At 71.2% G+C, this 25,014-nt stretch carries 20 protein-coding genes and 1 pseudogene; 8 read left to right on the top strand and 13 right to left on the bottom strand.

What is annotated here, in order from left to right; translation table 11 throughout:
- Positions 1-235 precede the first annotated feature (235 nt).
- A complete protein-coding gene (gene typA, locus ACWD6P_RS28280) occupies positions 236-2,140 on the bottom strand; it encodes a translational GTPase TypA (RefSeq protein WP_451446990.1) in 1,905 nt (634 codons plus the stop codon).
- Between the two features lie 183 nt (positions 2,141-2,323).
- Entirely contained in the window at positions 2,324-4,759 is a 2,436-nt protein-coding gene (locus tag ACWD6P_RS28275; RefSeq protein ID WP_451446989.1) for an ABC transporter family substrate-binding protein, read from the bottom strand.
- A gap of 390 nt (positions 4,760-5,149) precedes the next feature.
- On the opposite strand from ACWD6P_RS28275, the gene ACWD6P_RS28270 reads away from it, so the two are divergent.
- From ACWD6P_RS28270 to ACWD6P_RS28255, 4 genes are all read left to right on the top strand, one after another.
- Positions 5,150-5,449: a hypothetical protein gene (locus ACWD6P_RS28270; RefSeq protein WP_451446988.1), complete on the top strand. Its 300-nt coding sequence runs from the start codon at positions 5,150-5,152 to the stop codon at positions 5,447-5,449.
- A 127-nt stretch (positions 5,450-5,576) separates the two neighbouring features.
- The gene (locus ACWD6P_RS28265) at positions 5,577-6,404 is read left to right on the top strand and encodes a hypothetical protein (protein WP_451446987.1); all 828 of its coding nucleotides are present in this window, start codon (positions 5,577-5,579) and stop codon (positions 6,402-6,404) included.
- Between the two features lie 46 nt (positions 6,405-6,450).
- Positions 6,451-8,418, top strand: a complete 1,968-nt coding sequence (locus ACWD6P_RS28260) for a fumarate reductase/succinate dehydrogenase flavoprotein subunit (protein WP_451446986.1) — start codon at positions 6,451-6,453, stop codon at positions 8,416-8,418.
- The gene (locus tag ACWD6P_RS28255; protein WP_451446985.1) at positions 8,415-9,215 is read left to right on the top strand and encodes a succinate dehydrogenase/fumarate reductase iron-sulfur subunit; all 801 of its coding nucleotides are present in this window, start codon (positions 8,415-8,417) and stop codon (positions 9,213-9,215) included. Before ACWD6P_RS28260 ends, ACWD6P_RS28255 begins: the two co-directional genes overlap by 4 nt.
- 237 nt (positions 9,216-9,452) lie before the next feature.
- On the opposite strand, the gene ACWD6P_RS28250 is transcribed toward ACWD6P_RS28255, so the two are convergent.
- The 6 genes from ACWD6P_RS28250 to ACWD6P_RS28225 form a co-directional block, all read right to left on the bottom strand.
- Positions 9,453-12,122: a SpoIIE family protein phosphatase gene (locus ACWD6P_RS28250; protein WP_451446992.1), complete on the bottom strand. Its 2,670-nt coding sequence runs from the start codon at positions 12,120-12,122 to the stop codon at positions 9,453-9,455.
- Positions 12,123-12,293: 171 nt separating this feature from the next.
- Positions 12,294-12,755, bottom strand: a complete 462-nt coding sequence (locus tag ACWD6P_RS28245) for an ATP-binding protein (RefSeq protein ID WP_451446984.1) — start codon at positions 12,753-12,755, stop codon at positions 12,294-12,296.
- A 225-nt stretch (positions 12,756-12,980) separates the two neighbouring features.
- Positions 12,981-13,406 carry a (deoxy)nucleoside triphosphate pyrophosphohydrolase gene (locus ACWD6P_RS28240; RefSeq protein WP_451446983.1) on the bottom strand — a complete coding sequence of 142 codons (426 nt, stop codon included), beginning with the start codon at positions 13,404-13,406 and terminating at the stop codon, positions 12,981-12,983.
- Positions 13,407-13,457: 51 nt separating this feature from the next.
- The gene (locus ACWD6P_RS28235) at positions 13,458-13,637 is read right to left on the bottom strand and encodes an SPOR domain-containing protein (RefSeq protein WP_451446982.1); all 180 of its coding nucleotides are present in this window, start codon (positions 13,635-13,637) and stop codon (positions 13,458-13,460) included.
- Between the two features lie 246 nt (positions 13,638-13,883).
- Positions 13,884-15,587, bottom strand: coding sequence for an APC family permease (locus ACWD6P_RS28230; RefSeq protein WP_451446981.1), 1,704 nt, complete (start codon positions 15,585-15,587; stop codon positions 13,884-13,886).
- A 290-nt stretch (positions 15,588-15,877) separates the two neighbouring features.
- The gene (locus tag ACWD6P_RS28225; RefSeq protein ID WP_451446980.1) at positions 15,878-16,630 is read right to left on the bottom strand and encodes a GntR family transcriptional regulator; all 753 of its coding nucleotides are present in this window, start codon (positions 16,628-16,630) and stop codon (positions 15,878-15,880) included.
- Between the two features lie 278 nt (positions 16,631-16,908).
- On the opposite strand from ACWD6P_RS28225, the gene ACWD6P_RS28220 reads away from it, so the two are divergent.
- Together ACWD6P_RS28220 and ACWD6P_RS28215 are read left to right on the top strand one after the other, a co-directional pair.
- Positions 16,909-17,658, top strand: coding sequence for a PIG-L deacetylase family protein (locus ACWD6P_RS28220; RefSeq protein WP_451446979.1), 750 nt, complete (start codon positions 16,909-16,911; stop codon positions 17,656-17,658).
- 165 nt (positions 17,659-17,823) lie between these two features.
- Positions 17,824-18,405 carry a Uma2 family endonuclease gene (locus ACWD6P_RS28215; RefSeq protein WP_451446978.1) on the top strand — a complete coding sequence of 194 codons (582 nt, stop codon included), beginning with the start codon at positions 17,824-17,826 and terminating at the stop codon, positions 18,403-18,405.
- A gap of 230 nt (positions 18,406-18,635) precedes the next feature.
- Here the strand turns inward: ACWD6P_RS28215 and ACWD6P_RS28210 are convergent, their stop codons facing one another.
- From ACWD6P_RS28210 to ychF, 3 genes are all read right to left on the bottom strand, one after another.
- Positions 18,636-19,052, bottom strand: a complete 417-nt coding sequence (locus ACWD6P_RS28210; protein WP_451446977.1) for a PIN domain-containing protein — start codon at positions 19,050-19,052, stop codon at positions 18,636-18,638.
- Positions 19,049-19,300, bottom strand: a complete 252-nt coding sequence (locus tag ACWD6P_RS28205; protein ID WP_451446976.1) for a type II toxin-antitoxin system VapB family antitoxin — start codon at positions 19,298-19,300, stop codon at positions 19,049-19,051. The genes ACWD6P_RS28210 and ACWD6P_RS28205 overlap by 4 nt, the downstream gene beginning before the upstream one ends.
- A gap of 254 nt (positions 19,301-19,554) precedes the next feature.
- Positions 19,555-20,643 (bottom strand): redox-regulated ATPase YchF, encoded by a 1,089-nt coding sequence (gene ychF / locus ACWD6P_RS28200; RefSeq protein WP_451446975.1) that lies wholly within the window; start codon positions 20,641-20,643, stop codon positions 19,555-19,557.
- A gap of 393 nt (positions 20,644-21,036) precedes the next feature.
- On the opposite strand from ychF, the pseudogene ACWD6P_RS28195 reads away from it, so the two are divergent.
- A pseudogene (locus ACWD6P_RS28195) lies at positions 21,037-21,612 on the top strand (DUF6542 domain-containing protein); the annotation flags it as partial.
- Between the two features lie 13 nt (positions 21,613-21,625).
- Here the strand turns inward: ACWD6P_RS28195 and ppgK are convergent.
- Complete coding sequence (ppgK, locus tag ACWD6P_RS28190) at positions 21,626-22,519, bottom strand: polyphosphate--glucose phosphotransferase (RefSeq protein ID WP_451446974.1); 894 nt, start codon at positions 22,517-22,519, stop codon at positions 21,626-21,628.
- Positions 22,520-22,579: 60 nt separating this feature from the next.
- Complete coding sequence (locus ACWD6P_RS28185) at positions 22,580-23,581, bottom strand: 4-hydroxy-3-methylbut-2-enyl diphosphate reductase (protein ID WP_451446973.1); 1,002 nt, start codon at positions 23,579-23,581, stop codon at positions 22,580-22,582.
- 77 nt (positions 23,582-23,658) lie between these two features.
- On the opposite strand from ACWD6P_RS28185, the gene ACWD6P_RS28180 reads away from it, so the two are divergent.
- The gene (locus tag ACWD6P_RS28180) at positions 23,659-25,008 is read left to right on the top strand and encodes an APC family permease (protein ID WP_451446972.1); all 1,350 of its coding nucleotides are present in this window, start codon (positions 23,659-23,661) and stop codon (positions 25,006-25,008) included.
- Positions 25,009-25,014: the final 6 nt, after the last annotated feature.

Below are 25,014 nucleotides of genomic sequence, written 5' to 3'. Positions count from 1 at the left end.
GCGAAGCAGTCCGGACACCCTGCCCCGGAGGACCGCCACCGCACCCCGAAAAGCCCCGCGCAGCGGCACCCAGCCCGCCGCAGGCGCAACGGCGACAAACCCCCACGGCGGGAAACCCGAAAACGCAGGAAGCGAAAACAGGAACCAAAAACAGAAAGCAAAAAAGGGGCGCCCCCCAAAGAAGAGGGACGCCCCAAACACACCCTGAGCCCGAATAACGGCCCAGCGCCCAGCGTTACCGCTTGGCGCGCGAAGCCGTGCGGCCACGCTCCTTCTGGTCCAGGACGACCTTGCGGATGCGCACGGCCTCCGGCGTCACCTCGACGCACTCGTCGTCGCGGCAGAACTCCAGGGACTGCTCCAGCGACAGCTTGCGCGGCGGCACGATCGCCTCGAAGGAGTCGGCCGAGGAGGAGCGCATGTTGGTGAGCTTCTTCTCCTTGGTGATGTTGACGTCCATGTCGTCGGAGCGGGAGTTCTCGCCGACGATCATGCCCTCGTACACCTCGGTGCCCGGGTCGGTGAAGAGCACACCGCGCTCCTGGAGGTTCGTCATCGCGAAGGCGGTGACGGAACCGGCGCGGTCGGCGACCAGCGAGCCGTTGTTACGGGTGGACAGCTGGCCGAACCACGGCTCGTGGCCCTCGTGGATGGAGTGGGCGATACCCGTGCCGCGGGTGTTGGTCAGGAACTCGGTACGGAAGCCGATCAGCCCGCGGGACGGGACGACGAACTCCATGCGGACCCAGCCGGAGCCGTGGTTGGACATGTTGTCCATCCGGCCCTTGCGGACACCCATGAGCTGGGTGACGGCGCCCATGTGCTCCTCGGGCACGTCGATCGTCATGCGCTCGACCGGCTCGTAGGTCTTGCCGTCGACCTGCTTGGTGACCACCTGCGGCTTGCCGATGGTCATCTCGAAGCCCTCGCGGCGCATCTGCTCGACCAGGATGGCCAGCGCCAGCTCACCGCGGCCCTGCACCTCCCAGGCGTCGGGGCGCTCGGTGTCCAGGACGCGGAGGCTGACGTTACCGATCAGCTCGCGCTCCAGGCGGTCCTTGACCTGGCGGGCGGTGACCTTGCGGTCCTTGACCGCGGCCTTGGCGTCCGCGCCCTTGCCCGTGCCGCCGCGGCCGACCAGCGGCGAGGTGTTCGTACCGATGGTCATGGAGATCGCGGGCTCGTCGACCGTGATCAGGGGCAGCGCGACCGGGTTCTCGGGGTCGGCCAGGGTCTCGCCGATCATGATGTCGGGGATACCGGCGACCGCGCAGATGTCACCCGGGCCGGCGACCTCGGCGGGCTTGCGGGTGAGGGCCTCGGTCATCATCAGCTCGGTGATGCGGACGTTGGAGATCGAGCCGTCACGCTTGATCCAGGCGACGGTCTGGCCCTTGCGCAGCTCGCCCTGCTCGACGCGGAGCAGCGCGATACGGCCGAGGAAGTTGTCCGCGTCGAGGTTGGTGACGTGGGCCTGCAGCGGCGCCTCGTCGTCGTACGTCGGGGCCGGGACGTGCTCCAGGATCGTGGAGAAGAACGGCTCCAGGTTGGTGGAGTCCGCCGGGACCGTGCCGTCCTCCGGCTTGGTCAGCGAGGCGATGCCGTCGCGGCCGCACGCGTAGACGATCGGGAACTCGATCTGGTCCTCGTCGGCGTCCAGGTCGAGGAAGAGGTCGTAGGTCTCGTTGACGACCTCGTCGATGCGGGAGTCCGGGCGGTCGGTCTTGTTGATGCACAGGATGACCGGCATCCGGGCCTGCAGGGCCTTGCGCAGCACGAACCGGGTCTGCGGCAGCGGGCCCTCGGAGGCGTCGACGAGCAGGACGACGGCGTCCACCATCGACAGACCGCGCTCGACCTCACCACCGAAGTCGGCGTGGCCGGGGGTGTCGATGATGTTGATCGTGATCGGGGCCCCGCCGTCCTTGGGGTGGTACTTCACCGCCGTGTTCTTGGCGAGGATCGTGATGCCCTTCTCACGCTCCAGGTCGTTGGAGTCCATGACCCGGTCGTCGACGGAGTCGAGCTGGTGCGCGGCGAAGGCACCCGCCTGCTTGAGCATGGCGTCGACGATGGTGGTCTTACCGTGGTCGACGTGGGCGACGATGGCTACGTTACGAATGTCGTGGCGGGTGGGCATACTGGCGGCGCTTCTCCCGGAATCGTGGATGGCGACGCGTCCATCCGGTACGCGCGCCTGCCGGGCATGACACGCCACGGCCTCACCCCATGGTACGTGGCTGCGGCGGCAATGGCCGCCGCAGCCCATACGCATACCCTCTGACCTGCGGTTTCACACCGTTTGCGAGCTCTGGCTCGGCCTTTACTTCTGGTAGCCGATGTCCTGGAAGCGGGGCGTGGCGAACCCGAACGCGCCGACGTTGGCGAGCGTCTTCTTCGTCGCCACCAGCTCCGGCCGCTGGTAGAGCGGGATCGATCCGGCCGCCGCCCAGATCCGGGCGTCGGCCTGCCGCACCAGCGTGCGCGCGGCGCCCTCGTCCAGCTCGGAGGCGGCCTGGTCGAAGAGCTGGTCAATGTGGTCGGAGCCGACCCGGGTGTAGTTCTGCTCGACGGTCAGCGAGCCGTCGGGCGCGGGCTGCGGCTTGGCGTAGATCGGGCGGGCGTCGGTCGCCGGGTAGGCGGTGCCGGGCCAGGAGTACAGCGCCAGGTCGTAGTCGCCGGAGGCGATGTGGTCCTGGAAGTAGCTGGCGTCGGAGACCCGCTGGAGCGACGTCTGCACGCCGATCTTGGAGAGCATCGCGGCGATCCGCCGGCCGACGGTGCGCAGCTGCGCGGAGGCCGCCCCGTCGGGGACGACGAAGCGCAGGGTGAGCGGCTTGCCGTTCTTCTTGACGGTGGTGGCCCGGACCGCCGCGCCGCCGGCCGGATCCCGGTCGCCGCGGGCGGCCGGCCCGTGGTGGGGGCGCTGGGCGGTCAGGCGCCGGGCACCGGGGTGGCCGCCGTGTCCCGGCAGGTACGGGGTCTGGCCGGCCTCGACCAGCTCGGCGGCGCTCAGCGTCTGCGCCGCGCGCTTCTTGTACCGCTTGTACTTGGCGTACGCGGCGGACCCGGTGTCGCCGTCCGCGTCCTTCTTCTGGCCGGCGGCCGCGTCCTTGTAGAACGCCGCGCTCTGCCGCAGCAGGGCGGCCTGCTGCAGCTCGGAGCCGACCACGCCGGTGAAGGACAGCGGGGCCTTGGCCGCGGCGGGCCGGGCGTCCGGCTCCCGGCCGCCCCGGGCGGGCGCGCCGGCGTGGCCGGGGACGGGGCGCCCCGGGTTGCGGCCGTCGTAGGCGCCCTCGGCATCGCCGTACGCGCCGCCGCCCGGCTCCCCGTAGCCGTACTCGTACCGGTCGCCGTCGTCCTCGTACGGCTCGCGCCCGGAGCCGCCGTCCTCGTCCCCCCGGTCCCGCGCGCCGGGCGCCGGCGCGGCCGCCTTCCCGCCGGCCTGGTGCCGGTCGCCGTCCGCCTTCCAGCCGGCGTCCGCCAGCAGCTCCTTGGCCGCCCCGGTGTCCTGTTCGCCGAGCGCGTCGCTGTGGTCCTCGTAGCCGCGCTGCCCGGCCATCAGCAGATGGCTGCCGAGCGGCTCGGAGGGCAGGTCCAGCGGCTTGAGGACGAGGTCGGCCAGGGCCTGCCGGTCGATGGCGCGGGCCACCGCGCGGCGCACCCGGTCGTCGGCCAGCGGGCCGCTGGTCCCGTTGAGGGCGAGCTGGGTGTAGGCGGGCTCCAGGGCCTTGTGCAGGGTGTAGCCGCTCAGCTCGGCGCGCTCCGCGGCGGCCCGGGCGGCGGCGCGGCCCTGGGCCCGGCCGTCGTCGCCCGGCGGGCCCGCGTGGCCCATGCCGTCCCTGCGGAAGAGGCCCGCCGCGGCCGCGCCAGCGGCGGAGGTGACCCGCTTCGCGGTCGCCTGGTCGACCGCGGCGACGTCCACGGAGCCCTTGGCCAGCGCGGCGGCCCGCTTGTCGCCGGGCAGCGACTGCAGCACGATCGTGTCGAGCTTGGCCGGTGCGCCCCACCACTTCGGGTTCCGTGCCAGGACGACCCGCCCCGCCTTGGCGTCGCGCGCGCGGACCAGGAACGGGCCCGCGCCGACCGGGAGCCGCTCGCGCGCCGCGTCGTTGAAGGCGTTGGCGTTGCCCATCACGCTCCTGGGATAGAGCGGGGTGAACAGCGACCGCCAGTCGGCGTAGGGCCGGGCGAAGGTGACCTTGACCTCGCGGCTGCCCGCGCCCTGTGCGACCTTGCCGATCCGGTCGTAACCGGCGTTGCGGGCGGTCCAGTACGCGTTGTCCTTGCCGCGCAGCGCCGTCCACTGGGCGATGAAGTCCGCCGCGGTGATCGCCGTGCCGTCGCTCCACCGCGCCTCGGGATTGATCTTGTACGTGACGACCTGCCGGGGGTCCCGGTCGCTGACCTCCGCGGCCTCCAGGTAGTCGGCGTTGCGCTGCGGCGCGCCGTTGACGTCGACGGTGAACATGCTGGGCAGCACCGCACCGGCGATCCGGCTGGTGGTCGCGTCGGCGTCGGCCTGGAAGGCGTTCAGGGTGCCGGGCATCGCGTCGACCGCCCAGCGCACGGTGCCGCCGGTCCTGAGCTCGCCGCGGGGCGCCGGGGCGATGTCCTGGGCCGTCGAGGCGGACGCCGGCCGGCCCTCGTCGCTGCACCCGGCCAGGGCGGGCAGCGGAAGCAGCACCCCCGCCGCGACCAGCGCGGCGATGCGGCGTCCACGGGCCGCGGGGGCCGAGGGGTTGGCGTGGTCGGTCATGACTGTTACCTCCGGGCTCGCCCGCGTCGCGCCGCCGGCGGTCTGGCTCCGGCGCACCACGTTCGGCCGACTTTGCGGCTCATCACATCTATGGGCCCCTACTGAAAGCGACCGTCCGGCGCCCCGCCCCCCGACACGTCCAAGGCGGTACGAAGGCCACCCGCCCGGCGCAATACGCGACGGCCGATCGGCGGTGCGCGGGCGCGCCTGCGGCCGTACATCCGCCCGGTCCCGTACCGGCGTTCGATCTCCGCCGCGGCGCGCCGTAGCCGAAACGCACCGGTTCGAGTCGTAATCGCGCCGGACCCCTTCCCAACGCCTACTGTGACGCGCGACACTCTCGGGCGCATGAGATCGCCCACCACACCTTCAAAAGTGAGGGCACGTTATATGTCCCTTCAGGACGAACTGACGGCGGTTGAACGCAGCCTGGACGATCTGGTCCGGTCGGTGGGAAGTCTGGAGGCGCGGCTCGGCGCGGGGCTGGACATCCGCCGGGTGCGCAACGACACGGACCATCTGCGCGAGAGCCTCGCCCTGCTCAAGCAGAGCGCGGCGGCCGCACCGCCGACCCGGCCGGCCCCCCGCGCCGAGGAGATGGTGCTGATCCCCGACACCCCCTACGACGCCAAGCTGTGGACCGACGCCGAGGACGAGGGCCTCGGTTCCCGCAACGGGCATGCGCCCTAGGGGGAAACCCCTGGTGGAGGCCCCTTAGGGGGTGGCTCCGCCCCACTCAGATCCCTACCCCGTTGCCGCCCCGGCGGATGCGTTCGCGGACAGCATGCGCACGGAGCGCCCTTCACGGAGACCGACGTTGGCCACTGGCACCGAACCCTCATCGCACACGGGCGCGAGCGGTGTGCACACTGCCTCGCGCGCCGCCATCCCCGCCCGCCATCTGCGTACCGACCGCTGGTGGCTGGCGCCGGCCGGCACCGCCGCCGGGCTGCTCGCGTTCATCGTCTACTCGACCTGGCGGGCGTTCGCGAACGCCGACTACTACGCCGCGCCCTATGTCTCGCCGTTCTACTCGCCGTGCCTGGCGGAGAACTGCGAGACCATGCGCGGCGGCCCCAACTGGGAGATCTTCGGCAGCTGGTGGGTGCTCTCCCCCGCCCTGCTCATCCTGATCTTCCCGCTGGGGTTCCGGCTGACCTGCTACTACTACCGCAAGGCCTACTACCGCGGCTTCTGGGCCTCGCCGCCGGCCTGCGCGGTCGCCGAGCCGCACAAGAAGTACACCGGCGAGACCCGCTTCCCGCTGATCCTGCAGAACATCCACCGCTACTTCTTCTACTTCGCGGTGCTGGTCGCCGGGGTGCTGACGTACGACACCGCGCTCACCTTCCGCGATGCGCACTACGAGTGGGGCCACATGGGCCTGGGCACCCTGGTCTTCCTCGCCAACATCGTGCTGATCTGGGCGTACACCCTCTCCTGCCACTCCTGCCGGCACATCGTCGGCGGACGGCTGCGGCACTTCTCCAAGCACCCGGTGCGCTACCGGCTGTGGGGCTGGGTCGGCAAGCTCAACGAGCGGCACATGCTGCTCGCGTGGTCCTCACTGATCAGCGTGGCCCTGGCGGACTTCTATGTCTTCCTGCTGGCCAGCGGGGCCTTCGAGGACCCCCGCTTCTTCTGACCCCGACTTCTGGACGAGAGTTCCTCCAAGGAAAGGTGTGCCCCCGATGGCGCATGTGGACCGGCAGGCATGGGATGTGGTCGTGGTGGGCGCGGGCGGCGCCGGACTGCGCGCCGCCATCGAGGCCCGCGAGGCCGGTATGCGGACGGCCGTGATCTGCAAGTCCCTGTTCGGCAAGGCCCATACGGTGATGGCCGAGGGCGGGATCGCCGCCAGCATGGGCAACGCCAACGAGCACGACAACTGGCAGGTCCACTTCCGCGACACCATGCGCGGCGGCAAGTTCCTCAACCACTGGCGGATGGCCGAACTGCACGCCCGTGAAGCACCCGACCGGGTCTGGGAGTTGGAGACCTGGGGCGCGCTCTTCGACCGTACGCCCGACGGCCGGATCTCCCAGCGCAACTTCGGCGGCCACGAGTACCCGCGGCTGGCGCACGTCGGCGACCGTACGGGCCTGGAGCTGATCCGCACCCTCCAGCAGAAGATCGTCTCGCTGCAGCAGGAGGACGAGCGGGAGTTCGGCGCGTACGACGCCCGGCTGAAGGTCTTCCAGGAGTGCACCGTCACCCGCGTGCTCAAGACGCGCGCCGAGGGCGGCTCCGCCGCGGACGAGCGGGTCGCCGGCGCCTTCTGCTACGACCGCGAGTCCGGCCGCTTCTTCGTCCTGGAGGCCCCGGCGGTGGTACTGGCCACCGGCGGCATCGGCAAGTCCTTCAAGGTGACGTCGAACTCCTGGGAGTACACCGGCGACGGGCACGCCCTGGCGCTGCTGGCCGGCGCCCCGCTGATCAACATGGAGTTCGTGCAGTTCCACCCCACGGGCATGGTCTGGCCGCCGTCGGTCAAGGGCATCCTGGTCACCGAGTCCGTACGCGGTGACGGCGGGGTGCTGCGCAACAGCGACGGCAAGCGGTTCATGTTCGACTACGTCCCGGACGTCTTCAAGGAGAAGTACGCCGAGACCGAGGACGAGGGCGACCGCTGGTACGAGGACCCGGAGAGCAACCGCCGCCCGCCCGAACTGCTGCCCCGCGACGAGGTCGCCCGCGCCATCAACGCCGAGGTCAAGGCGGGCCGCGGCTCTCCGCACGGCGGTGTCTATCTGGACGTCTCCACCCGGATGCCGGCCGAGGTGATCATCCGCCGGCTGCCGTCGATGCACCACCAGTTCAAGGAGCTGGCGGACGTGGACATCACCGCCGAGCCGATGGAGGTCGGGCCGACCTGCCACTACGTGATGGGCGGGGTCGAGGTGGACCCGGACACCGCGGCGGCGACCGGCGTACCGGGCCTGTTCGCGGCCGGTGAGGTGGCCGGCGGGATGCACGGCTCCAACCGCCTGGGCGGCAACTCCCTCTCCGACCTGCTGGTCTTCGGCCGCCGGGCGGGGCTGCACGCGGCCGAGTACGCGGCGTCGCTGGCCGAGCGGCCGGCGGTCGATCCGCTGCAGATCGACGCCGCGGAGGCGGAGGCGCTGCGTCCCTTCAGCGTGGAGGCCGGCGCGGACGGCGCGGTGCACGACAAGGGCCCGGCGGAGAACCCGTACACCCTCCACCAGGAGCTCCAGCAGGCGATGAACGACCTGGTCGGCATCATCCGCCGGGAGAGCGAGATGTATGAGGCGCTCAAACGGCTCGCGGACCTGCGGGTGCGGGCCCGGCGGGCCGGCGTCGAGGGGCACCGGCAGTACAACCCGGGCTGGCATCTCTCCCTCGATCTGCGGAACATGCTGCTGGTCAGCGAGTGTGTGGCCCGGGCCGCGCTGGAGCGCGAGGAGAGCCGCGGCGGGCACACCCGCGACGACCATCCGGCGATGGACCGCGACTGGCGCAACATCAATCTGGTCTGCCGGCTCGCCGACCCGCAGGGCGACTCGCGGGCCGCGGACCCCTCGCTCGGGCAGATCCGGCTCTCCCGCCGCGAGACCCCGCCGATCCGCCGCGATCTGCTGGAGCTGTTCGAGAAGGACGAGCTGGCGAAGTATCTGACGGACGAGGAGCTGAGCCGGTGAGCGAGGCACAGACGCAAACGCAGCAATCGGGCGCCTACCAGGCGCACTTCAGGGTCTGGCGGGGTGAGACCGGATCCGGCTCCCTGGAGGACTTCCGGGTCGAGGTGCACGAGGGCGAGGTGGTGCTGGACATCATCCACCGTCTGCAGGCGACCCAGGCGCCCGATCTCGCCGTGCGCTGGAACTGCAAGGCGGGCAAGTGCGGTTCGTGCAGCGCGGAGATCAACGGGCGGCCGCGGCTGATGTGCATGACCCGGATGTCGGTGTTCGACCGTACGGAGACGATCACGGTCACACCGATGCGGGCGTTCCCGGTCATCCGCGATCTGGTCACCGATGTGTCCTTCAACTACACCAAGGCCCGCGAGATCCCGTCGTTCGTGCCGCCCGCGGAGCTGGCGCCCGGTGAGTACCGCATGCAGCAGGAGGACGTGGGCCGCTCACAGGAGTTCCGCAAGTGCATCGAGTGCTTCCTGTGCCAGGACACCTGTCATGTGGTCCGTGACCACGAGGAGAACAAGGCGGCGTTCGCCGGCCCCCGCTTCCTGATGCGGATCGCCGAGCTCGACATGCATCCGCTGGACGCGGCACCGGCGTCCGGCATCGACCGCAAGCGCACCGCGCAGGACGAGCACGGGCTGGGCTACTGCAACATCACCAAGTGCTGCACGGAGGTCTGCCCCGAGCACATCAAGATCACCGACAATGCGCTGATCCCGCTGAAGGAGCGCGCCGCGGACCGCAAGTACGACCCGCTGGTGTGGCTCGGGAACAAGATCCGGCGCCGCACGGAGTGACTCTCCGGCCGCTGGGGTGGCGGACGGTCCCGTAGGGGAGGTCCTGTGGGGGAGATCCCGTGGGGGAAGTCCCGTAGGAGAAGTCCCGTGGGGGAGGTCCCGTAGGGGAGATCCCGTGGGGGAAGTCCCGCAAGGGAAATCCCCTACGGGATCGACGGCCCCCCTTTCGTCCAGGGTAGGGGGCGCCTCCCCGGCCCGCGCCCCCTGTGGACAGCCCCCCTGTGGACAGCCCGCCCCTCAGAACAGGCTCAGCAGCGCATCCGCCGGATCCACGGCCGCCGACTCCCCGTCGGGCAGGGCCAGTTCGAACCAGACGGTCTTGCCGCGCGGTGTCCGGCGGCTGCCCCAGCCCTCGCTGAGCAGACCGACCAGCTGCAGTCCGCGGCCGCCCTCGTCGGTGTCGCGGGCGCGGCGGCGGCGCGGCTGGGCGAGATCGGCGTCCCAGACCTCGCAGACCAGCGTGCGGTCGAGCAGCAGCCGCAGCCTGATCTCGCCGTGGCCGTGCCGCAGCGCATTGGTCACCAGCTCGCTGACCAGCAGCTCCGTGGTGTCGACCAGCTCCTGCAGGCCCCAGTCCGTGAGCTGGTCGCGGGCCAGCTCACGGGCGCGGGACACCGAGCGGGCCTCCGGGGCGAGGCTCCAGTCGCCGACCGCGTCCTTGGGCAGCCCGTGGACCCTGGCCATCAGCAGCGCGATGTCGTCCTCGCCGTGCGAGGTGTCCAGGGCGCTGAGGACGTGGTCGCAGGCGTCCTCCAGGGGGCGGTCGGCGTCCGAGAGCGCCGCCCTGAACGCCCGCAGCCCCTCGTCGAGGGGGTGGTCGCGGGACTCCACCAGGCCGTCGGTGTAGAGGGCCAGCAGCGCGCCGTCCGGCAGCTCCACCTCGATCTCCTCGAACGGCTCGCCGCCGACGCCCAGCGGCATCCCCGGCGGTACGTCGAGCAGCAGCGCGTCCTCGCCCTCCTCGACCAGGACCGGCGGCAGATGCCCGGCGTTGGCGAACGTGCAGCGCCGGGTGACCGGGTCGTAGACGGCGTAGACGCAGGTGGCGAGGTAGACCTCGGAGAGGTCGGCGGTGCGGGCGGAGCGGCCCGGCTCCGGCGCGGCCGCGGCGGCGCCGTTGCGGCCGCGGGCGGTGCGCCCGGTCGGGCGGCCGTTGCCGCTGCCGCCGAGCCCGCGGGCGATCTCGTCCAGCGCCGAGAGCACCTCGGCGGGTTCCAGGTCGAGCAGGGCCAGCGTCCGTACGGCGGTGCGCAGTTCGCCCATCGCCACGGCGGCGCGCAGTCCGCGGCCCATGACGTCGCCGACGACCAACGCCGTGCGGTGCCCGGGGAGTTCGATGACGTCGAACCAGTCGCCGCCGACCTCGGTGGCGGTGGTGCCGGGCAGATAGCGGCAAGCGATGTCGAGTCCGGCCGCCTCCGGGTCGCCGGGCGGCAGCAGGCTGCGCTGCAGTATCAGGGCGCGTTCGTGCTCGCGGCGGTAGAGGCGGGCGTTGTCGATGCAGACCGCGGCGCGCGCCGCGAGCTCCACGGCGAGGGCGGTGTCGCGCTCCCCGAACGGCTCGCTGCCCTTCGTGCGGGAGAACTGCACCAGTCCGACGACGGTGTCCCGGGCGACCATGGGGACGGCGAGCGTGGAGTGCACCACCGCGCCCAGCTCGGGTCCGTCGTCGCTCTCCCGGGCCGGGATGATCTGCGCCTGGGCGGTGCGCAGGGCGCCCGCGCAGGGGGAGTTGAAGGGGTAGCGGTGGACGGCGCCGACCGCGACCGGCGTGTCCGCGGGGGAGCCGCCGGCCGCGCTGACGAACGGGGCGTCGGAGACGGCGCTGGCGAAGGCGACCCGGCGCAGCTCCGCGCTGCCGTCGCTCATGCCGGGCGGCGCCTCGTCGCCGGAGAGCAGGCCCTGGTAGAGGTCGACCGACGCCAGGTCGCAGAACTGCGGGACGGCGACGTCCAGGAGGGTGCGGGCGGTGGTCTCCAGGTCGAGGGAGTTGCCTATCCGGGCGCCGGCCTCGTTCAGCAGGGCGAGGTTGCGGCGGGCGTTGGCGGCTTCGCGTTCGGCCCGGCGCCGGCCGGTGACGTCGGCGGCGAGCGCCGCGACGCCGATGGGGCGGCCGCTGGCGCCGTGCAGCCGGTAGAGCGACACCGACCAGCGGCGGCGCTCCTCCTCGCCGGGCACCGCCCCGACGAGCTGCATCTCGGTGACCGGCTCGCCGGTCTCCAGGACGCGGCGCAGCGCGACGGTCATCCGCTCGGCCTCGGGGCGCGGCAGGAAGTCGTGCGGGGTGCGGCCGCGGTACTTGCTCGCGGGGCCGCCGAAGACGGTGGCGAAGCGTTCGTTGACCCGCAGCAGCTTCAGGTCCGTGCCGAACAGCGTGAAGCCCATGGGAGATTGACCGAAAACGGCCTGCGAGGCGGCGAGGTCGGTCTCGATGCCGCGCAGTGCCCGGACGTCGACGACGACACAGACCGCGGCGCGCTGCCCGTCCTCGTCGTGGGAGGGCATCACATAGATCTCGGCGAGCCCGTCGGCCGGTCCGCCCTCGTCCCTGCGGTAGGGCACCAGGCCGGTCCACTCGCGGCCGTCGAGGATCTCGGACACCTTGCGGCGTCCGGTCTCGCGGAACTCGCTGGGGACGAACGCCTCGACGGGGTCCTTGCCGATGGCGTATCGGGCGGGGATGCCCAGCATCTGCTCGGCCCGCTCGCTCCATTGGTCGATGCGCCCGTCGGGGCCGAGCGAGAACGAGGCCACTCTGATGTAGTCGTAGATCGATCCGGGCCGGCTGCTCTGCCATACGGGCGGACCTTGCAGGTTGCGCGCGTAGGAACGCCCACCTGGGTCACCGGGGCCGTCCACACCGCCCTGACCATCGGTCTGCGCGGGTTCTGCCCCGCCAGATGACATCTCGCTCACGAGCCCCGTCCCCTCCAGCTCATCGTGCCCGGACCGGACCAGCCTGAGTATCCAGCACCCCGGCTATCCGGAACACGGTCTTCACGATCACAGCACAGTCTCGATCGCAGGCCATCTACAAAATGTCGATGAAATGGCAACGATCACGACTCCACATGTCTCCTAACCAGCCACCGACAGCTCGAACCACACTGTCTTGCCACTCTTTCCACGCCGGGTCCCCCAGCGCCGCGAACTGCACGCGACCAGCTGCAATCCGCGGCCTCCCTCGTCGTCGGGGGCGGCGGTGCGCTCCTGTGGCGGGTCGGGCAGCGGATCGGAGACCTCGACGAGCAGCCCGCCGGCGCTCAGCAGCACCATGCGGACGCCGATCGGTCCGCTGGCGTAGCGCAGGGAGTTGGTGACGAGCTCGCTGACGAGGAGTACGGCGACATCGGTGGCGCCGTTCAGCCCCCAGTCGTCCAGCACCCGGCGGACCATGGTGCGGGCGGTGCGCACCGCGCCGGGATCGGCCGGAAAGCTCCATTCGGCGATCGGTGAACCGGTGGCCCTGCCGCGCTTGCGGACACTGCTGGAGCCGGACTCTGGGACCCCTGCCGCTGCGCTGTCGCTCACGCCGATCACATCCCAACCCCGATGGCATCCCCGTCGGATTGCCCGCATTGAAGGGGTCAATCTGGACATACCCGATATCGAGGCCGGAGTATCGCCCTCAACGGTGCACTGTGACACGAATGGAACAAATGGGAACGGCGGAGTGGAGCACGCGCAGCGGGCGGGCGCGCGTGCGCGGCGGAGGGGCCGGGGTACGCGGGGCGTGAGCGACGGCGGGCGGGCGGCCGCGCGCGCTCAGCAGGGCCGGGCGCCCGGCACTCCGGCCGTGACGACCAGCCGGCGCATCGCCTCGGCGACCGCCGGGCGGTCCTGATCCAGCCAGTCGACCTGCGTCTCCTCGCCGGGCCGCAGCCAGCGCAGCTCGTCATGGTCCTGCAGCGGCCGCGGCCGTCCGGACACCAGCCGGGCCGTCCACACCCGCAGGACGTAGCCGGGCCGCAGCACCCACTCCCCCGGAATGCGCTCCATGACCGCGGCCTCGACGCCCAGCTCCTCACGCAGTTCGCGCTCCAGCGCCCGTTCGGGCGTCTCGCCGTCCTCCACCTTGCCGCCGGGCAGTTCCCAGCGGCCGGCCAACGCGGGCGGTGCGCTGCGCCGGGCAGCCAGCAGCCGCCCGCCTTCGCACACCGCTCCGCCCACCACTACGCGCACCGTCGTCATGCGCGGCAGCCTACGTCCCCCGTCCTCGTCCCGCTTCTCGCCCGCCGCCCCTCAGGTCGCCGCGTGGTCGACCTTCTCGACCACGTAAAGCTGCTCATGGCCACGCGCGTCGAGCCCGTCGGCCACGCGCTCCGCCTCCGCCCGGGTGGCATAACGACCGACGCGATACCGGTTGCCACCTTCGTCCTGGCGGATGACTTGCCAGGGGAGCACGGCTCCACCGTCGGTCATTGCACCCCTCCGTCCGCCACACAGCGCGCCGTCGCGCGCCCCTCGTCTGCTGATGCCGAAATCGCAATCCGCATATGCCCGAGCGTACGCCCGACCTTTACGCACCGGATATGGATTTACACAAAGAGATACCGAACCGGCCACCCGCGGGCCCCCGGCGTACCGGAAGCGGCCTGCGAGTGGCCGGTTCTCGCCCGATGGCCTCGGGCATGTGTACAAAACTTCGCGACGCGGCGCCGGGCTGACTCAGGCCCCGACGGACGCCTTGGCCCCTTCGGCCTCCCCGGCCCCGTCCGCAACCGCGGCCTCGTCCGCCTCGCGGATCTCGGCCTCGACCTGGACCAGCGACGGGTTGCGCCAAGCGCTGCGCACACCCCAGAAGTAGAAGGCCAGCGCGATCACCACGACCACGGCGATGTCCCAGCCCTCGGGCAGATAGCCCTTGCCGCCGAACTCCTTGCCGCCCATGTACGAGACGGCCGCCATGACCAGCAGATACGCCACCATCCAGGCACCGGCCTTCAGGTGCGGGAGCAGCCCGGCCCACGGCTTGCGGCCCTGGGTCAGCGGCTTGCCGATCTCGTACCAGGCCCAGACCGGCAGTCCGACGGCCATGATCAGGATGACCTTGCCGGTCAGCGGCCAGCGGCCCCAGTACAGCACCAGCGAGCCGAAGATCATCGCGATCGGCGCGATGACCGGCATCACCCGGAGCTTGACCGGACGCTTGAGGTCCGGCGAGATGCGGCGCAGCGACATCACGGCGACCGGTCCGGTGATGTACGAGATGACCGTGGCGACCGAGACGATCTCGGCGAGCGAGCCCCAGCCGCGGAACACCGCGAGGAAGAGGAACGCGATCACGAGGTTGAGCAGCAGCGCCGGACGCGGCACACCGGTCTTCTTGTCCACCTTGCCGAAGACGCCGGGCAGATGGCCGTTCTCCTGCACGCCGTGGATCATGCGCGAGGTGGTGGCGGCGTAGATCATGCCGGTGCCGGACGGCGAGACGAAGGCGTCCGCGTACAGCAGCAGCGCCAGCCAGTTCAGGCCCCAGGCGACCGCGAGGTCGGCGAGCGGCGAGTTGTAGCCGAGACCGGCCCAGCCGCCGCGGGCGCCCAGGTGGTCGCCGGGCACCGCCATCAGGAACGCGACCTGCAGCGCGACATAGATGACCAGCGCGATCAGGATCGACCAGACCACGGCCTTGGGCAGCGACCGGCCGGGGTTGCGGGCCTCGGCGGCGAGGTTCAGCGGGGACTGGAAGCCGTTGTAGGCCCAGACGATGCCGGAGACGGCGACGGCGGTGAAGACCGAGCTCCAGCCGTTGGGGGTGAAGCCGCCGTGCTGGGTGATGTTGCTGGTGTCGAAGTGCGCCACCATCAGCGCACCGGCGGTCATCACCGGCACCACGACCTTGAAGACCGTGATCGCCGTGTTGGTCTTCGCGAACAGCGAGATGGCGAACCAGTTGAGGAAGAAGTAGAAGATCAGCAGGACGCTGGCGAGCGCGACACCCGTGCCGGTCAGCTCCTTGCCGTCGTAGAGCGACTGCGCCCAGCCGAATTCCCAGGAACTCATGTACTGGACGGAGGCGGTGGCCTCACCGGGGATGACCGAGACGATCGCGATCCAGTTGGCCCAGGCGGCGAGGTAGCCGGCCAGCGAGCCGTGCGAGTACTGGCCGTAGCGGACCATGCCGCCGGCCTTCGGGAACATCGCGCCGAGTTCGCTGTAGGTGAGCGCGATCGTGAGGGCGACCAGCGCGCCGATGATCCAGGCCACGATCGCGGCCGGACCGGCGATGGCAGCGGCCCGCTCGGCCCCGAAGAGCCAGCCGGACCCGATGATCGACCCGAGACCCGTGGCGGTCAGGGCGATGGTCCCGAGGGACCGGCGGTAATTCGAATGCGAACCCTGCTCCGCACCCTGGGTTTTCGTCGTGCTCACGTGCTGGTCTCCTGGTCTTCCCCCGTGCCGTGCACAAACTTCGCCATCGTAAGAGCGATTCCGAAGATCGGCTTCCCGCAGCTGGCCAAAACTCCCGCCCAGTTGAGGGTCTGTGAGGTTTCCAACACCAAGATCCGGCCAAGATTTATATCCATTTCCGGGCAAATTGGACATCGGACTGGAGACCGGAAGACGCTACGGATCCCGTACGCGGCGTCGAGCACGCGGACACAGGGAGTGGGGACAAGAGGGAGAGAAGGGGCGAACGGCCTCCCCGAAGGCCGTCGCGGCTACTTCACCGGCAGGTGGTACGACACCCGGTACCGGTCCGCGAGCGTGACGACATCGGCCGTCTCGACCGGCCGGCCGCCCGCGCAGTACGTCCGCGAGATGACCAGAACCGCATGCCCCGGCACCCCGCCCAGCGCCATGGCCTCCTCGGCCAGCGCGGGCCGCGCGCCGACCTCCTCGACGACGTTGTCCACCACCACGTCGATGGCCGCCATCCGCTCGACCACCCCGCGCCCCGCCAACGGCCCTTCCTCCGGCAGCATCACCGGCGTCCGGCCCGTCACCTCCAGGGGTTCCCAAGACGTGGAGAGCATCGCCGGCTCGCCCTCCGCCCGGAACACATAGCGGGTGCGCATCACCCTGGCGCCCGGCGGAATGCGCAGCCGGGCCGCGACCGCCGAACCGGCCGCCTCCTGCTCGCTGTTGGACTCCCAGGTGCCCCGCACCCGCTCATCCGTCTGCTCCTGCCGGAAGGGCGTACAGCCGCCGACCGAATGGAATCCGACCCGGGCGATACGGCGCGGGACGGGCTGCTCGCGGACGTATGTGCCCGACCCCGAGCGGCCCTCGACCAGCCCCTCGGCCATCAGGACCTTGCGCGCCTCCAGGGCGACGGTGTCCGAGACCCCGTACTCCTCGCGGATGCGGGCCTGCGAGGGAAGGCGGGTATGCGGCGGCAGCAACCCGTCGACGATCTTCTGGCGCAGGTCGCCGGCGACGCGGAGGTACGCGGGCTGCTCACCGAAAGGCACGTGCCCTCCCAACAGCTTGACAGTCAGCAACAGCGTGGCAACTGCGCGTTGTCGACCGCAACCTTGGGCCAGATATTCACCTGATGTGATGAAACCCAGCTCAGCCCCTGGAGAGCGGGCCCGAACCCCACGCCTCCCCCACCCCTCCCCTTCCCCCGCCTCACCCACACCCCACGCGGCACCTCCCCGCGCGGGCCGCCCCCGCATGGCACGATCGACCCGGCCGTCCCCCGGAACAGGTCACCGGAACAGGTCACAGGAAGGGAAGGAAGGCACCCATGCCCGCCGAGCCCCGCCTCGCCCCCATGCCCAAGGAGTGGCAGCGCGCCCTCGCGGTCGTCGCCCACCCCGACGACCTCGAATACGGCGCCGCGGCCGCCATCGCCGAATGGACCGCCGCCGGGCGCGAGATCAGCTACCTCCTGGTGACCCGCGGCGAGGCCGGAATCGACGGGCTGGCGCCGGCGGAGTGCGCGAGCGTCCGCGAGGCCGAACAGCGGGCCGGCGCCGCACTCGTCGGCGTGCACACCGTCGAATTCCTCGAACAGCACCGCGACGGCACCATCGAGGCCGGTACGGCGCTGCGCCGCGACCTCTCCGCCGCCATCCGGCGCCACCGCCCCGAGCTGCTGATCACCCTCAACCACCACGACACCTGGGGCGGCGTGCAGTGGAACTCCCCCGACCACCGGGTGGTCGGCCGGGCCGTCCTGGACGCGGCGGGCGACGCCGGCAACCGCTGGATCTTCCCCGAACTGGCCGACGCACACGGCCTGGCACCCTGGAACGGCGTCCGCTGGGTCGCCGTGGCCGCCTCCCCGTACCCCACCCACGCCGCCGAGGTCGGCCCCGGCATCGACCGCGCGATCGCCTCACTGGCGGCCCACGCCACCTACATCAGGGGCCTGCGCGGCGCCGACCAGGACCCGCACGCCTACGCCCGTACCTTCATCGAACAGGGCCTGCGCGCCGGCGGCGAACGCTACCGCGGCCGCCCGGCAACGCTCTTCCAGCTCTTCCCGCGCTGACCCTCGCGCTGCCCCCGCCCCACGGTCCTCGGGAATCCCCAACTCGGCGGCCATGGCGGCCTGATACCCGGGCACACCATCCATCGCGGCGGCGCCTAAGAGCCACCCGCCCCGCCGGTTGACGACCTCGTGGTCCGGGCCCTGCCGAGTCGCTACGGTTGAGCCATGACCGCACTGCCCGACTGGATGCGCCCGCCGCGCGCGGAAGGCTGGTTCGCGGAGGACCTGGACCGCCTCCCCGAGGCACCACGCCACACCGAGCTGATCGACGGAGCACTCGTCTTCATGCTGTCGCCGCAGCGGTCCTGGCACGGCCGCCTCGTCACCGCCCTGACCACCACGCTCACAGACCAGGCGCCGGCGGGCATCGAGGTCGAGCGGGAGATGACCATCCGGCTCGATGCCCGCAACCGCCCCGAGCCGGACCTTCTCGTGACGACCGCCCCCTACGACCCCGACCGCACGTACTTCGCACCCGGCGAAGTCCAACTCGTCATCGAGGTCGTCTCCCCCGAGTCGGCCCACCGCGCCCGCACCGTCAAGCTCCGCAAGTACGCGGAGGCCGGCATCCCGCACTACTGGTGCATCGAGGACGAGGACGGGTCACCCGTCGTTCACGTCTACGAGCTCGACGAACCCACCAGCGCATACGCGCCCGCCGGTATCTTCCGGGGCGCCCTCCAGCGCCCCGTGCCCTTCGACATCAGCCTCGACCTCGACAAGCTCACTCCGCCCCGGACCGGCTGAGGACCACCGCCGCGCCGGCACGGGGAATGCGAAGGGCCGGACTCCCAGAGCCCGGCCCCTTGCGATCTGTGTCTAGACGTTGAACCGGAACTCCACCACAACTTGTTTGACCTGCGGTTATGCGGACGCGTCCCAGCACCATCCCAGCACGGGAATCTCGACAAAGTACAAGAAGATTCGACGCCGAGAACGCTACCCAACACCTGCGAGCGCCGGTGCGCGTTCCCGACTCAGTCGGCGGTGCCTGGCTCTACGACCCACTCGGCCTGCAGCCCGCTCACCGAAGCAATCATGTCGAAGTCGCCGTCGTAGTGCAGGACCGTGGCTCGATGCCGCTCGGCGGTTGCCGCGATAAGGACGTCGGCCAGCGACAGCGCCCGGTGAAAGCCGGCGTTCAGGGCCACGGCCTGGATCTCGAGCGCCCGCTCGAACTCTTCGTCGTTGCAGGGCAGGTAGTCGAATCCACGGAGCAAGGTGCGCAGCCGCAGCGCCTCGGGCTTTCCGCGCGCCGAGTACAGAACCTCGTACTCGGTCGGGGCGCACACTGCCAAGAGCCCATCGCGGTCCAGCGCATCCAGCCGCGCCCGCACCGCCGGCCTGCCCCGGCGGGCCAAAGCGGACTTGTCGATCAGGTAGCGCCCCTTCACGCCGCCGAGGCCCCGCCTCCGCGCTTCAGGGAGCCGTCCGGATTCCGCGGCCCCGTCTGCGAGCGGATCTCCGCAAACACGTCCTCGAACTCGCCGTCATCCATGGCATCGAACAGCTCCCGGCGCAGCCGCAGCTTCACTCCCTCCTCCATGGCCGCCCGCACTGCGGCGGCCTTCGTCTTCACCCCGTACACCCGCATCGCCTGCTCGACGATCTCCTCGTCCAGATCGATCACAGTCCTGGCCATCAGCTATCCCTCCACACCCCGACGACACAACAACGATATCAATCGAGTCCCAAAAATGACATCGAAGTGCGGAGGTACGTCGATGACGCCTCTACTGCGAGCGGTGACGCGGCCCGGGAGGTAGACCACCAACCCATCTACATCCCAGCGCAATCCCAGCACGGGGAAAACCACAAGGGGTCCGACTCCAGAGAGTCGAACCCCTTCTGAACTGCATGTTTGCCAGATCAGCGATGCGGTGTTAGTTCATCCGCTCACACGTTGAAGCGGAACTCCACCACATCCCCGTCCTGCATCACATAGTCCTTGCCCTCCATGCGGGCCTTTCCGGCGGCGCGGGCGTCGGTGACGGAGCCGGTTTCGACGAGGTCGTCGAAGGAGATGACCTCGGCCTTGATGAAGCCCTTCTGGAAGTCGGTGTGGATGACACCGGCCGCCTCGGGGGCCGTTGCGCCCTTCTTGATGGTCCAGGCGCGGGTTTCCTTGGGGCCGGCCGTCAGGTAGGTCTGCAGGCCGAGGGTGTTGAAGCCGACGTGGGCGAGGGTGGCGAGGCCGGGCTCGTCCTGGCCGACGGACTGGAGGAGTTCGAGGGCCTCGTCCTCGTCGAGCTCGGCGAGGTCGGCCTCCAGCTTGGCGTTGAGGAAGATCGCCTCGGCGGGCGCGACCAGGGCGCGCTGCTCGTTCTTGAAGTCCTCGTCGGTCAGCTCGTCCTCGTCGACGTTGAAGACGTAGAGGAAGGGCTTGGTGGTGAGGAGGTGGAGGTCGTGCAGGAGCTCCTCCTTGCCGGAGCCCTGGACGATGCCCTGGGAGAAGAGGGTGTCGCCCTTCTCCAGGATCTCCTTGGCGGCCTCGACCGCCGCGACCTTCGGGGCGATGTCCTTCTTGATCCGGGACTCCTTGACCAGGCGCGGCAGCACCTTCTCGATGGTCTGGAGGTCGGCCAGGATCAGCTCGGTGTTGATGGTCTCGATGTCGTCCTTGGGCGAGACCTTGCCGTCGACGTGGACGACGTTCTCGTCCTTGAAGGCGCGGATGACCTGGCAGATCGCGTCGGACTCGCGGATGTTCGCGAGGAACTTGTTGCCCAGGCCCTCGCCCTCCGAGGCGCCGCGGACGATGCCCGCGATGTCGACGAAGTCGACGGTGGCCGGGAGGACCTTCTGCGAGCCGAAGATCTCGGCGAGCCTGGCGAGGCGGGAGTCGGGGACGCCGACGACGCCGACGTTCGGCTCGATGGTGGCGAACGGGTAGTTGGCCGCCAGCACGTCGTTCTTGGTCAGGGCATTGAACATGGTCGACTTGCCGACATTCGGCAGACCGACGATTCCGATCGTGAGCGACACTGTGGCGACTCGACTTCCGCAGGCAGAGGTGGTGGGTGGGCGGCCGCTGCGGGTCCGGTGCCGGATCCCGGGAGGGCCGATCAACCAGTCTACGGGGCGGGCCGGCCCAAGCGGCCGCCAGCGGGACCCGCCCTGCCCGGACGGCGCCCCCGCTCCCGGCCCCGCCTCGCACACCCGGTATCGGAGGAAGCCCCAAGCTCGGAGCAAAGCGCGTGTCCCGCAACCGGTTAATCCCACTTAGCGGCCTACCGTTGGCGAGTGGAGCAACACGAAGCGCGCACGCCCCAGCACGGCCCGCCACGGTCCGGACAGCCGGCCACGGACACGGGCACCCGGCTCCCGCGCCCCGCGGAGGCCGTGGCCGCCGACCCCGACGACGCCTTTCTCACCGCGATGCGGGCCTCCGGGTTCGTGTCCGTACCGGCGTCCGCCCCCGCCCCCGCACAGGCCCCGGCACGCGGCCCGGTGCAGGCGCGCCCGGCCCGCGGCCCCACCGGGGCGCCCATGGTGGCCCGCGCGCCCGGACGCCCCCAGGGGCCACCGGACGGCGCCGGGCCCCCGGCCGTCCGCCGGGCCGGTCCCCGGCACCTCCCCGCGGCCGCCGCCCCGCCGCCTCCCGCGCCGCGCCGGATGCCGGCCGCCAAGCTCACCGGCCTGGGCTGCTGGCTGCTGGCGACGCTGGCGCTGCTGGCGTTCGCGTATCTGGACCGGCTGCTCCTGGGCGGCGCGCAGGCCCCGTACGGCTTCGTCTTCCTGCTGGTGAGCGTGGGCGCGGCGCTCTGGGTCCGGCCGTACGACCTGATCTGCGCGCCGGTCACCCTGCCGATCGCCTTCGCGGTCGGTGCGCTGCCGATCCACCGCGGCGGGAGCGGATTCGGCGGACTGGTGATGGGGGTCTTCACGGTCCTCGCGCTGGATGCCGGCTGGCTCTACGCCGGCACGCTGATCTGCGCGCTGATCGCGGTCGTCCGCCGCGCGACGGTCATCTCGCGACGTCGGGCCAGCCGACCGGCGAGTCGACCGCGGAGCGGGCAGGGCGGGCCGCGCGACCGGTCGGCTGCGCGGCCGGCGGACCGGGGACGGCCGCGGCCGGGGAGCCGTCCGCGGCAGCAGGCCCGCCGGCCCGAGCGGCGTACGCAGCCATCGCGGCACCCACAATCCCCGCGTTGTTCTGAAGCTGAGCCGGCACGATCTCGGCCCTGACGCCCTCGATCAGCGGCAGGAACTTCTCCGCCTTGCGGCTCACTCCGCCGCCGATCACGAACAGCTCGGGCGAGAAGAGCATCTCCACATGGGCGAGGTACTTCTGGACCCGGCGTGCCCAGTGCGCCCAGTTCAGCCCCTCGTCCTCCTTGGCCCTGGTCGAGGCGCGCTTCTCGGCGTCGTGGCCGTGCAGCTCCAGGTGGCCGAGCTCGGTGTTGGGGACGAGCCGGCCGTCGGTGAAGACGGCGCTGCCGATGCCGGTGCCGAAGGTGAGGACGATGACCGTGCCGGCCCGGTCGCGGCCCGCTCCGAAGCGCATCTCGGCCAGGCCGGCCGCGTCCGCGTCGTTGAGGACGGTGACGGGGCAGCCGCCGGCCTCGCCGCCCAGCCGGCCGCTGAGCAGCGCGGCGGCGTCGGTGCCTATCCAGCCCTTGTCGACATTGGCGGCGGTACGGGTCGTGCCGCCGGTGACCACGCCGGGGAACGTCGCACCGACCGGCCCCGACCACCCGAAGTGCGCCACGACCTGCCGGACGCAGTCCGCGACCGCTTCCGGGGTGGCCGGGTGCGGGGTCAGTACCTTGTAGCGCTCCTCGGCGAGGTCGCCGCGCTCCAGATCCACCGGGGCACCCTTGATGCCCGATCCGCCGATGTCCACACCGAAGACCCTCATGGGGAAAAGGCTAGGCGGGGACGGGACGGCGCGCCCGGGGGAATCCGGATCCGGTGGCGGTCAGCTCTCGGCGGCGGACCTGGCCTCGGCGCGCAGGTCGCGGCGGAGCTCCTTGGGCAGCGAGAAGGCGATGGACTCCTCGGCGGCCGTGATGGTCTCGACGTCCTCGTAGCCGCGCTGGGCGAGCCAGTCCAGGACGCCGTGGACGAGGATCTCGGGGACCGAGGCGCCCGAGGTGACGCCGACCGTGCCGACGCCTTCCAGCCAGGCCTCGTCGATCTCCTCGGCGTAGTCGACGAGGTGCGCGTCGCGGGCGCCGGCGCCCAGCGCCACCTCGACGAGGCGGACCGAGTTCGAGGAGTTCTTGGAGCCGACGACGATGACGAGATCGGCCTCGGCGCCCATCTGCTTCACGGCGGTCTGGCGGTTCTGCGTGGCGTAGCAGATGTCGTCGCTGGGCGGCGAGAGGAGGTTGGGGAAGCGGCCCTTGAGGGCGTCCACGGTCTCCATGGTCTCGTCGACCGAGAGCGTGGTCTGGGAGAGCCAGACGACCTTGTCCGGGTCGCGGACCTCCACGTTGGCGACGTCGCCGGGGCCGTCGACGAGGGTGATGTGGTCGGGCGCCTCGCCGCTGGTGCCGATGACCTCTTCGTGGCCCTCGTGGCCGATCAGGAGGATGTCGTAGTCCTCCTTGGCGAACCGGACGGCCTCCTTGTGGACCTTGGTGACCAGCGGGCAGGTCGCGTCGATGGTGGCGAGCTTGCCGCGCTTGGCCTCTTCGTGGACGACGGGTGCGACGCCGTGTGCCGAGAAGATGACGATGTTGCCCTCGGGCACCTCCTCCGTCTCGTCGACGAAGATCGCGCCCTTCTTCTCCAGGGTCTTCACGACGTACTTGTTGTGCACGATCTCGTGGCGTACGTAGACGGGGGCGCCGTACTGCTCCAGCGCTTTCTCGACGGCGATCACGGCGCGGTCCACACCCGCGCAGTAGCCACGGGGGGCGGCGAGCAGGACCTTGCGGGCGGGCGGCTGGCCGGGCAGTGCAGTCATGCGTCCCATCGTAGGCCGTGCCTCCGCCTCGCAAGTTCGTGCCTTTAGCCCAGACTGAGAGCCGGACATTTCGAGGAGGCGCACGGATGGGGCTGCGGCGGACTCTGACGTTCCGGGATCTGATCGTCTACGGGCTGCTGTTCATCGCCCCGATGGCCCCGGTCGGCATCTTCGGCACGCTGCAGGCCAGGTCGCACGGGGCGATCACCGTCGTCTACGCCGTCGCGACCCTCGCGATGGGGTTCACGGCGTACTCGTACGCCCAGATGGTGCGGGTCGCCCCGCAGGCCGGGTCGGTCTACACCTACGCCCGGGTGGGGCTGGGCGAGGGTGCGGGGTTCGTCGCCGGGTGGATGGCGATGCTGGACTATCTGCTGATCCCGGCGGTGGCGTATCTGTTCTCCGGGATCGCGCTGCATGCGCTGGTGCCGTCGGTGCACCCGTGGGTGTGGACGGCGCTCGCCGTGGTGGTGACGACGCTGCTGAACCTGTGGGGCGTGCGGACCGCGGCCCGGGTGGGGTTCGCGGTGCTGGCGATGGAGATCACGGTGCTGGCGGTCTTCGTCGTCGCGGCCGTCTGCGTGCTGGTCGCGCACGGGGCGCAGCGGAGCTGGACGGCGCCGTTCACCGGCGAGGGCGCCTTCTCCATGGGCGCGGTGCTGTCGGCGGTGTCGGTCGCGGTGCTGTCCTATCTGGGCTTCGACGCCATCGCGTCGTTCGCGGAGGAGTCCGCCGGAGGGGCGCAGCGGGTGGCTCGGGCGGTGCTGACGTGTCTGGTGGTGGCGGGTGTGCTCTTCGCCGTACAGACGTATCTGGCGGCGCTGCTCACCCCGATGACCGCGGCCGAGCTGGCGGCCGAACCGGGGAAGCAGGGGGAGGCCTTCTACGCGACGGCCGACGCGGCCGTGGGCGAGTGGCTGCAGAAGCTGGTGGCGGCCAGCAAGGCGATCGGGGCGGCCTTCGCGGCGCTGGCGGGGCAGGCGGCGGCCGGGCGGCTGCTGTTCGCGATGGCCCGGGACCGGCGGCTGCCGGGCGCGATGGCGAAGGTGGACGCGTCGCGCGGGGTGCCGCGCCGGGCGCTGCTGGGTGCGGCCGCGGTGACGCTGGTGGCGGCGGTGTGGGCGGCCCGCCGGGACGACGGGCTCGACCGGCTGTCGTCGATCGTGAACGTGGGCGCGCTGACCGCGTTCGCGCTGCTGCACGCGTCGGTGATCGGGCACTTCCTGGTACGGAGACGGGGAACGGCACCGAGCGCACTGCGGCACGGGGTGGTGCCGTTGCTGGGCCTGGCAGTGGTGGTCGCGGTGATCGCGGCGGCGTCGCCCACGGCGCAGGTCGTGGGTGGGGTGTGGCTGGGGGTGGGGGTGGTGGTGCTGGGGGCGCAGTACGCAAGGTCCGGCGAATCCAGCCCGTCTGGGGGCACCTCCCAGCGGTAGCTGGGG

This window comes from Streptomyces sp. NPDC002446, from assembly GCF_053595675.1.
The sequence above is the reverse complement of the archived record's forward strand: the minus strand, read 5'-3'. Positions and strand labels throughout refer to the sequence as shown.

What these genes read in the sequence shown, in the direction of transcription:
- ACWD6P_RS28220 (WP_451446979.1), top strand. Translation starts at nt 16,909, where the DNA reads ATGCCCGCCGAGCCCCGCCTCGCCCCCATGCCCAAGGAGTGGCAGCGC.
- ACWD6P_RS28275 (WP_451446989.1), bottom strand. Translation starts at nt 4,759, where the DNA reads ATGACCGACCACGCCAACCCCTCGGCCCCCGCGGCCCGTGGACGCCGC.
- ACWD6P_RS28270 (WP_451446988.1), top strand. Translation starts at nt 5,150, where the DNA reads ATGTCCCTTCAGGACGAACTGACGGCGGTTGAACGCAGCCTGGACGAT.
- ACWD6P_RS28215 (WP_451446978.1), top strand. Translation starts at nt 17,824, where the DNA reads ATGACCGCACTGCCCGACTGGATGCGCCCGCCGCGCGCGGAAGGCTGG.
- ACWD6P_RS28240 (WP_451446983.1), bottom strand. Translation starts at nt 13,406, where the DNA reads ATGACGACGGTGCGCGTAGTGGTGGGCGGAGCGGTGTGCGAAGGCGGG.
- ACWD6P_RS28205 (WP_451446976.1), bottom strand. Translation starts at nt 19,300, where the DNA reads ATGGCCAGGACTGTGATCGATCTGGACGAGGAGATCGTCGAGCAGGCG.
- ACWD6P_RS28185 (WP_451446973.1), bottom strand. Translation starts at nt 23,581, where the DNA reads ATGGGACGCATGACTGCACTGCCCGGCCAGCCGCCCGCCCGCAAGGTC.
- ACWD6P_RS28250 (WP_451446992.1), bottom strand. Translation starts at nt 12,122, where the DNA reads ATGTCATCTGGCGGGGCAGAACCCGCGCAGACCGATGGTCAGGGCGGT.
- ACWD6P_RS28260 (WP_451446986.1), top strand. Translation starts at nt 6,451, where the DNA reads ATGGCGCATGTGGACCGGCAGGCATGGGATGTGGTCGTGGTGGGCGCG.
- typA (WP_451446990.1), bottom strand. Translation starts at nt 2,140, where the DNA reads ATGCCCACCCGCCACGACATTCGTAACGTAGCCATCGTCGCCCACGTC.
- ACWD6P_RS28235 (WP_451446982.1), bottom strand. Translation starts at nt 13,637, where the DNA reads ATGACCGACGGTGGAGCCGTGCTCCCCTGGCAAGTCATCCGCCAGGAC.
- ACWD6P_RS28180 (WP_451446972.1), top strand. Translation starts at nt 23,659, where the DNA reads ATGGGGCTGCGGCGGACTCTGACGTTCCGGGATCTGATCGTCTACGGG.
- ppgK (WP_451446974.1), bottom strand. Translation starts at nt 22,519, where the DNA reads ATGAGGGTCTTCGGTGTGGACATCGGCGGATCGGGCATCAAGGGTGCC.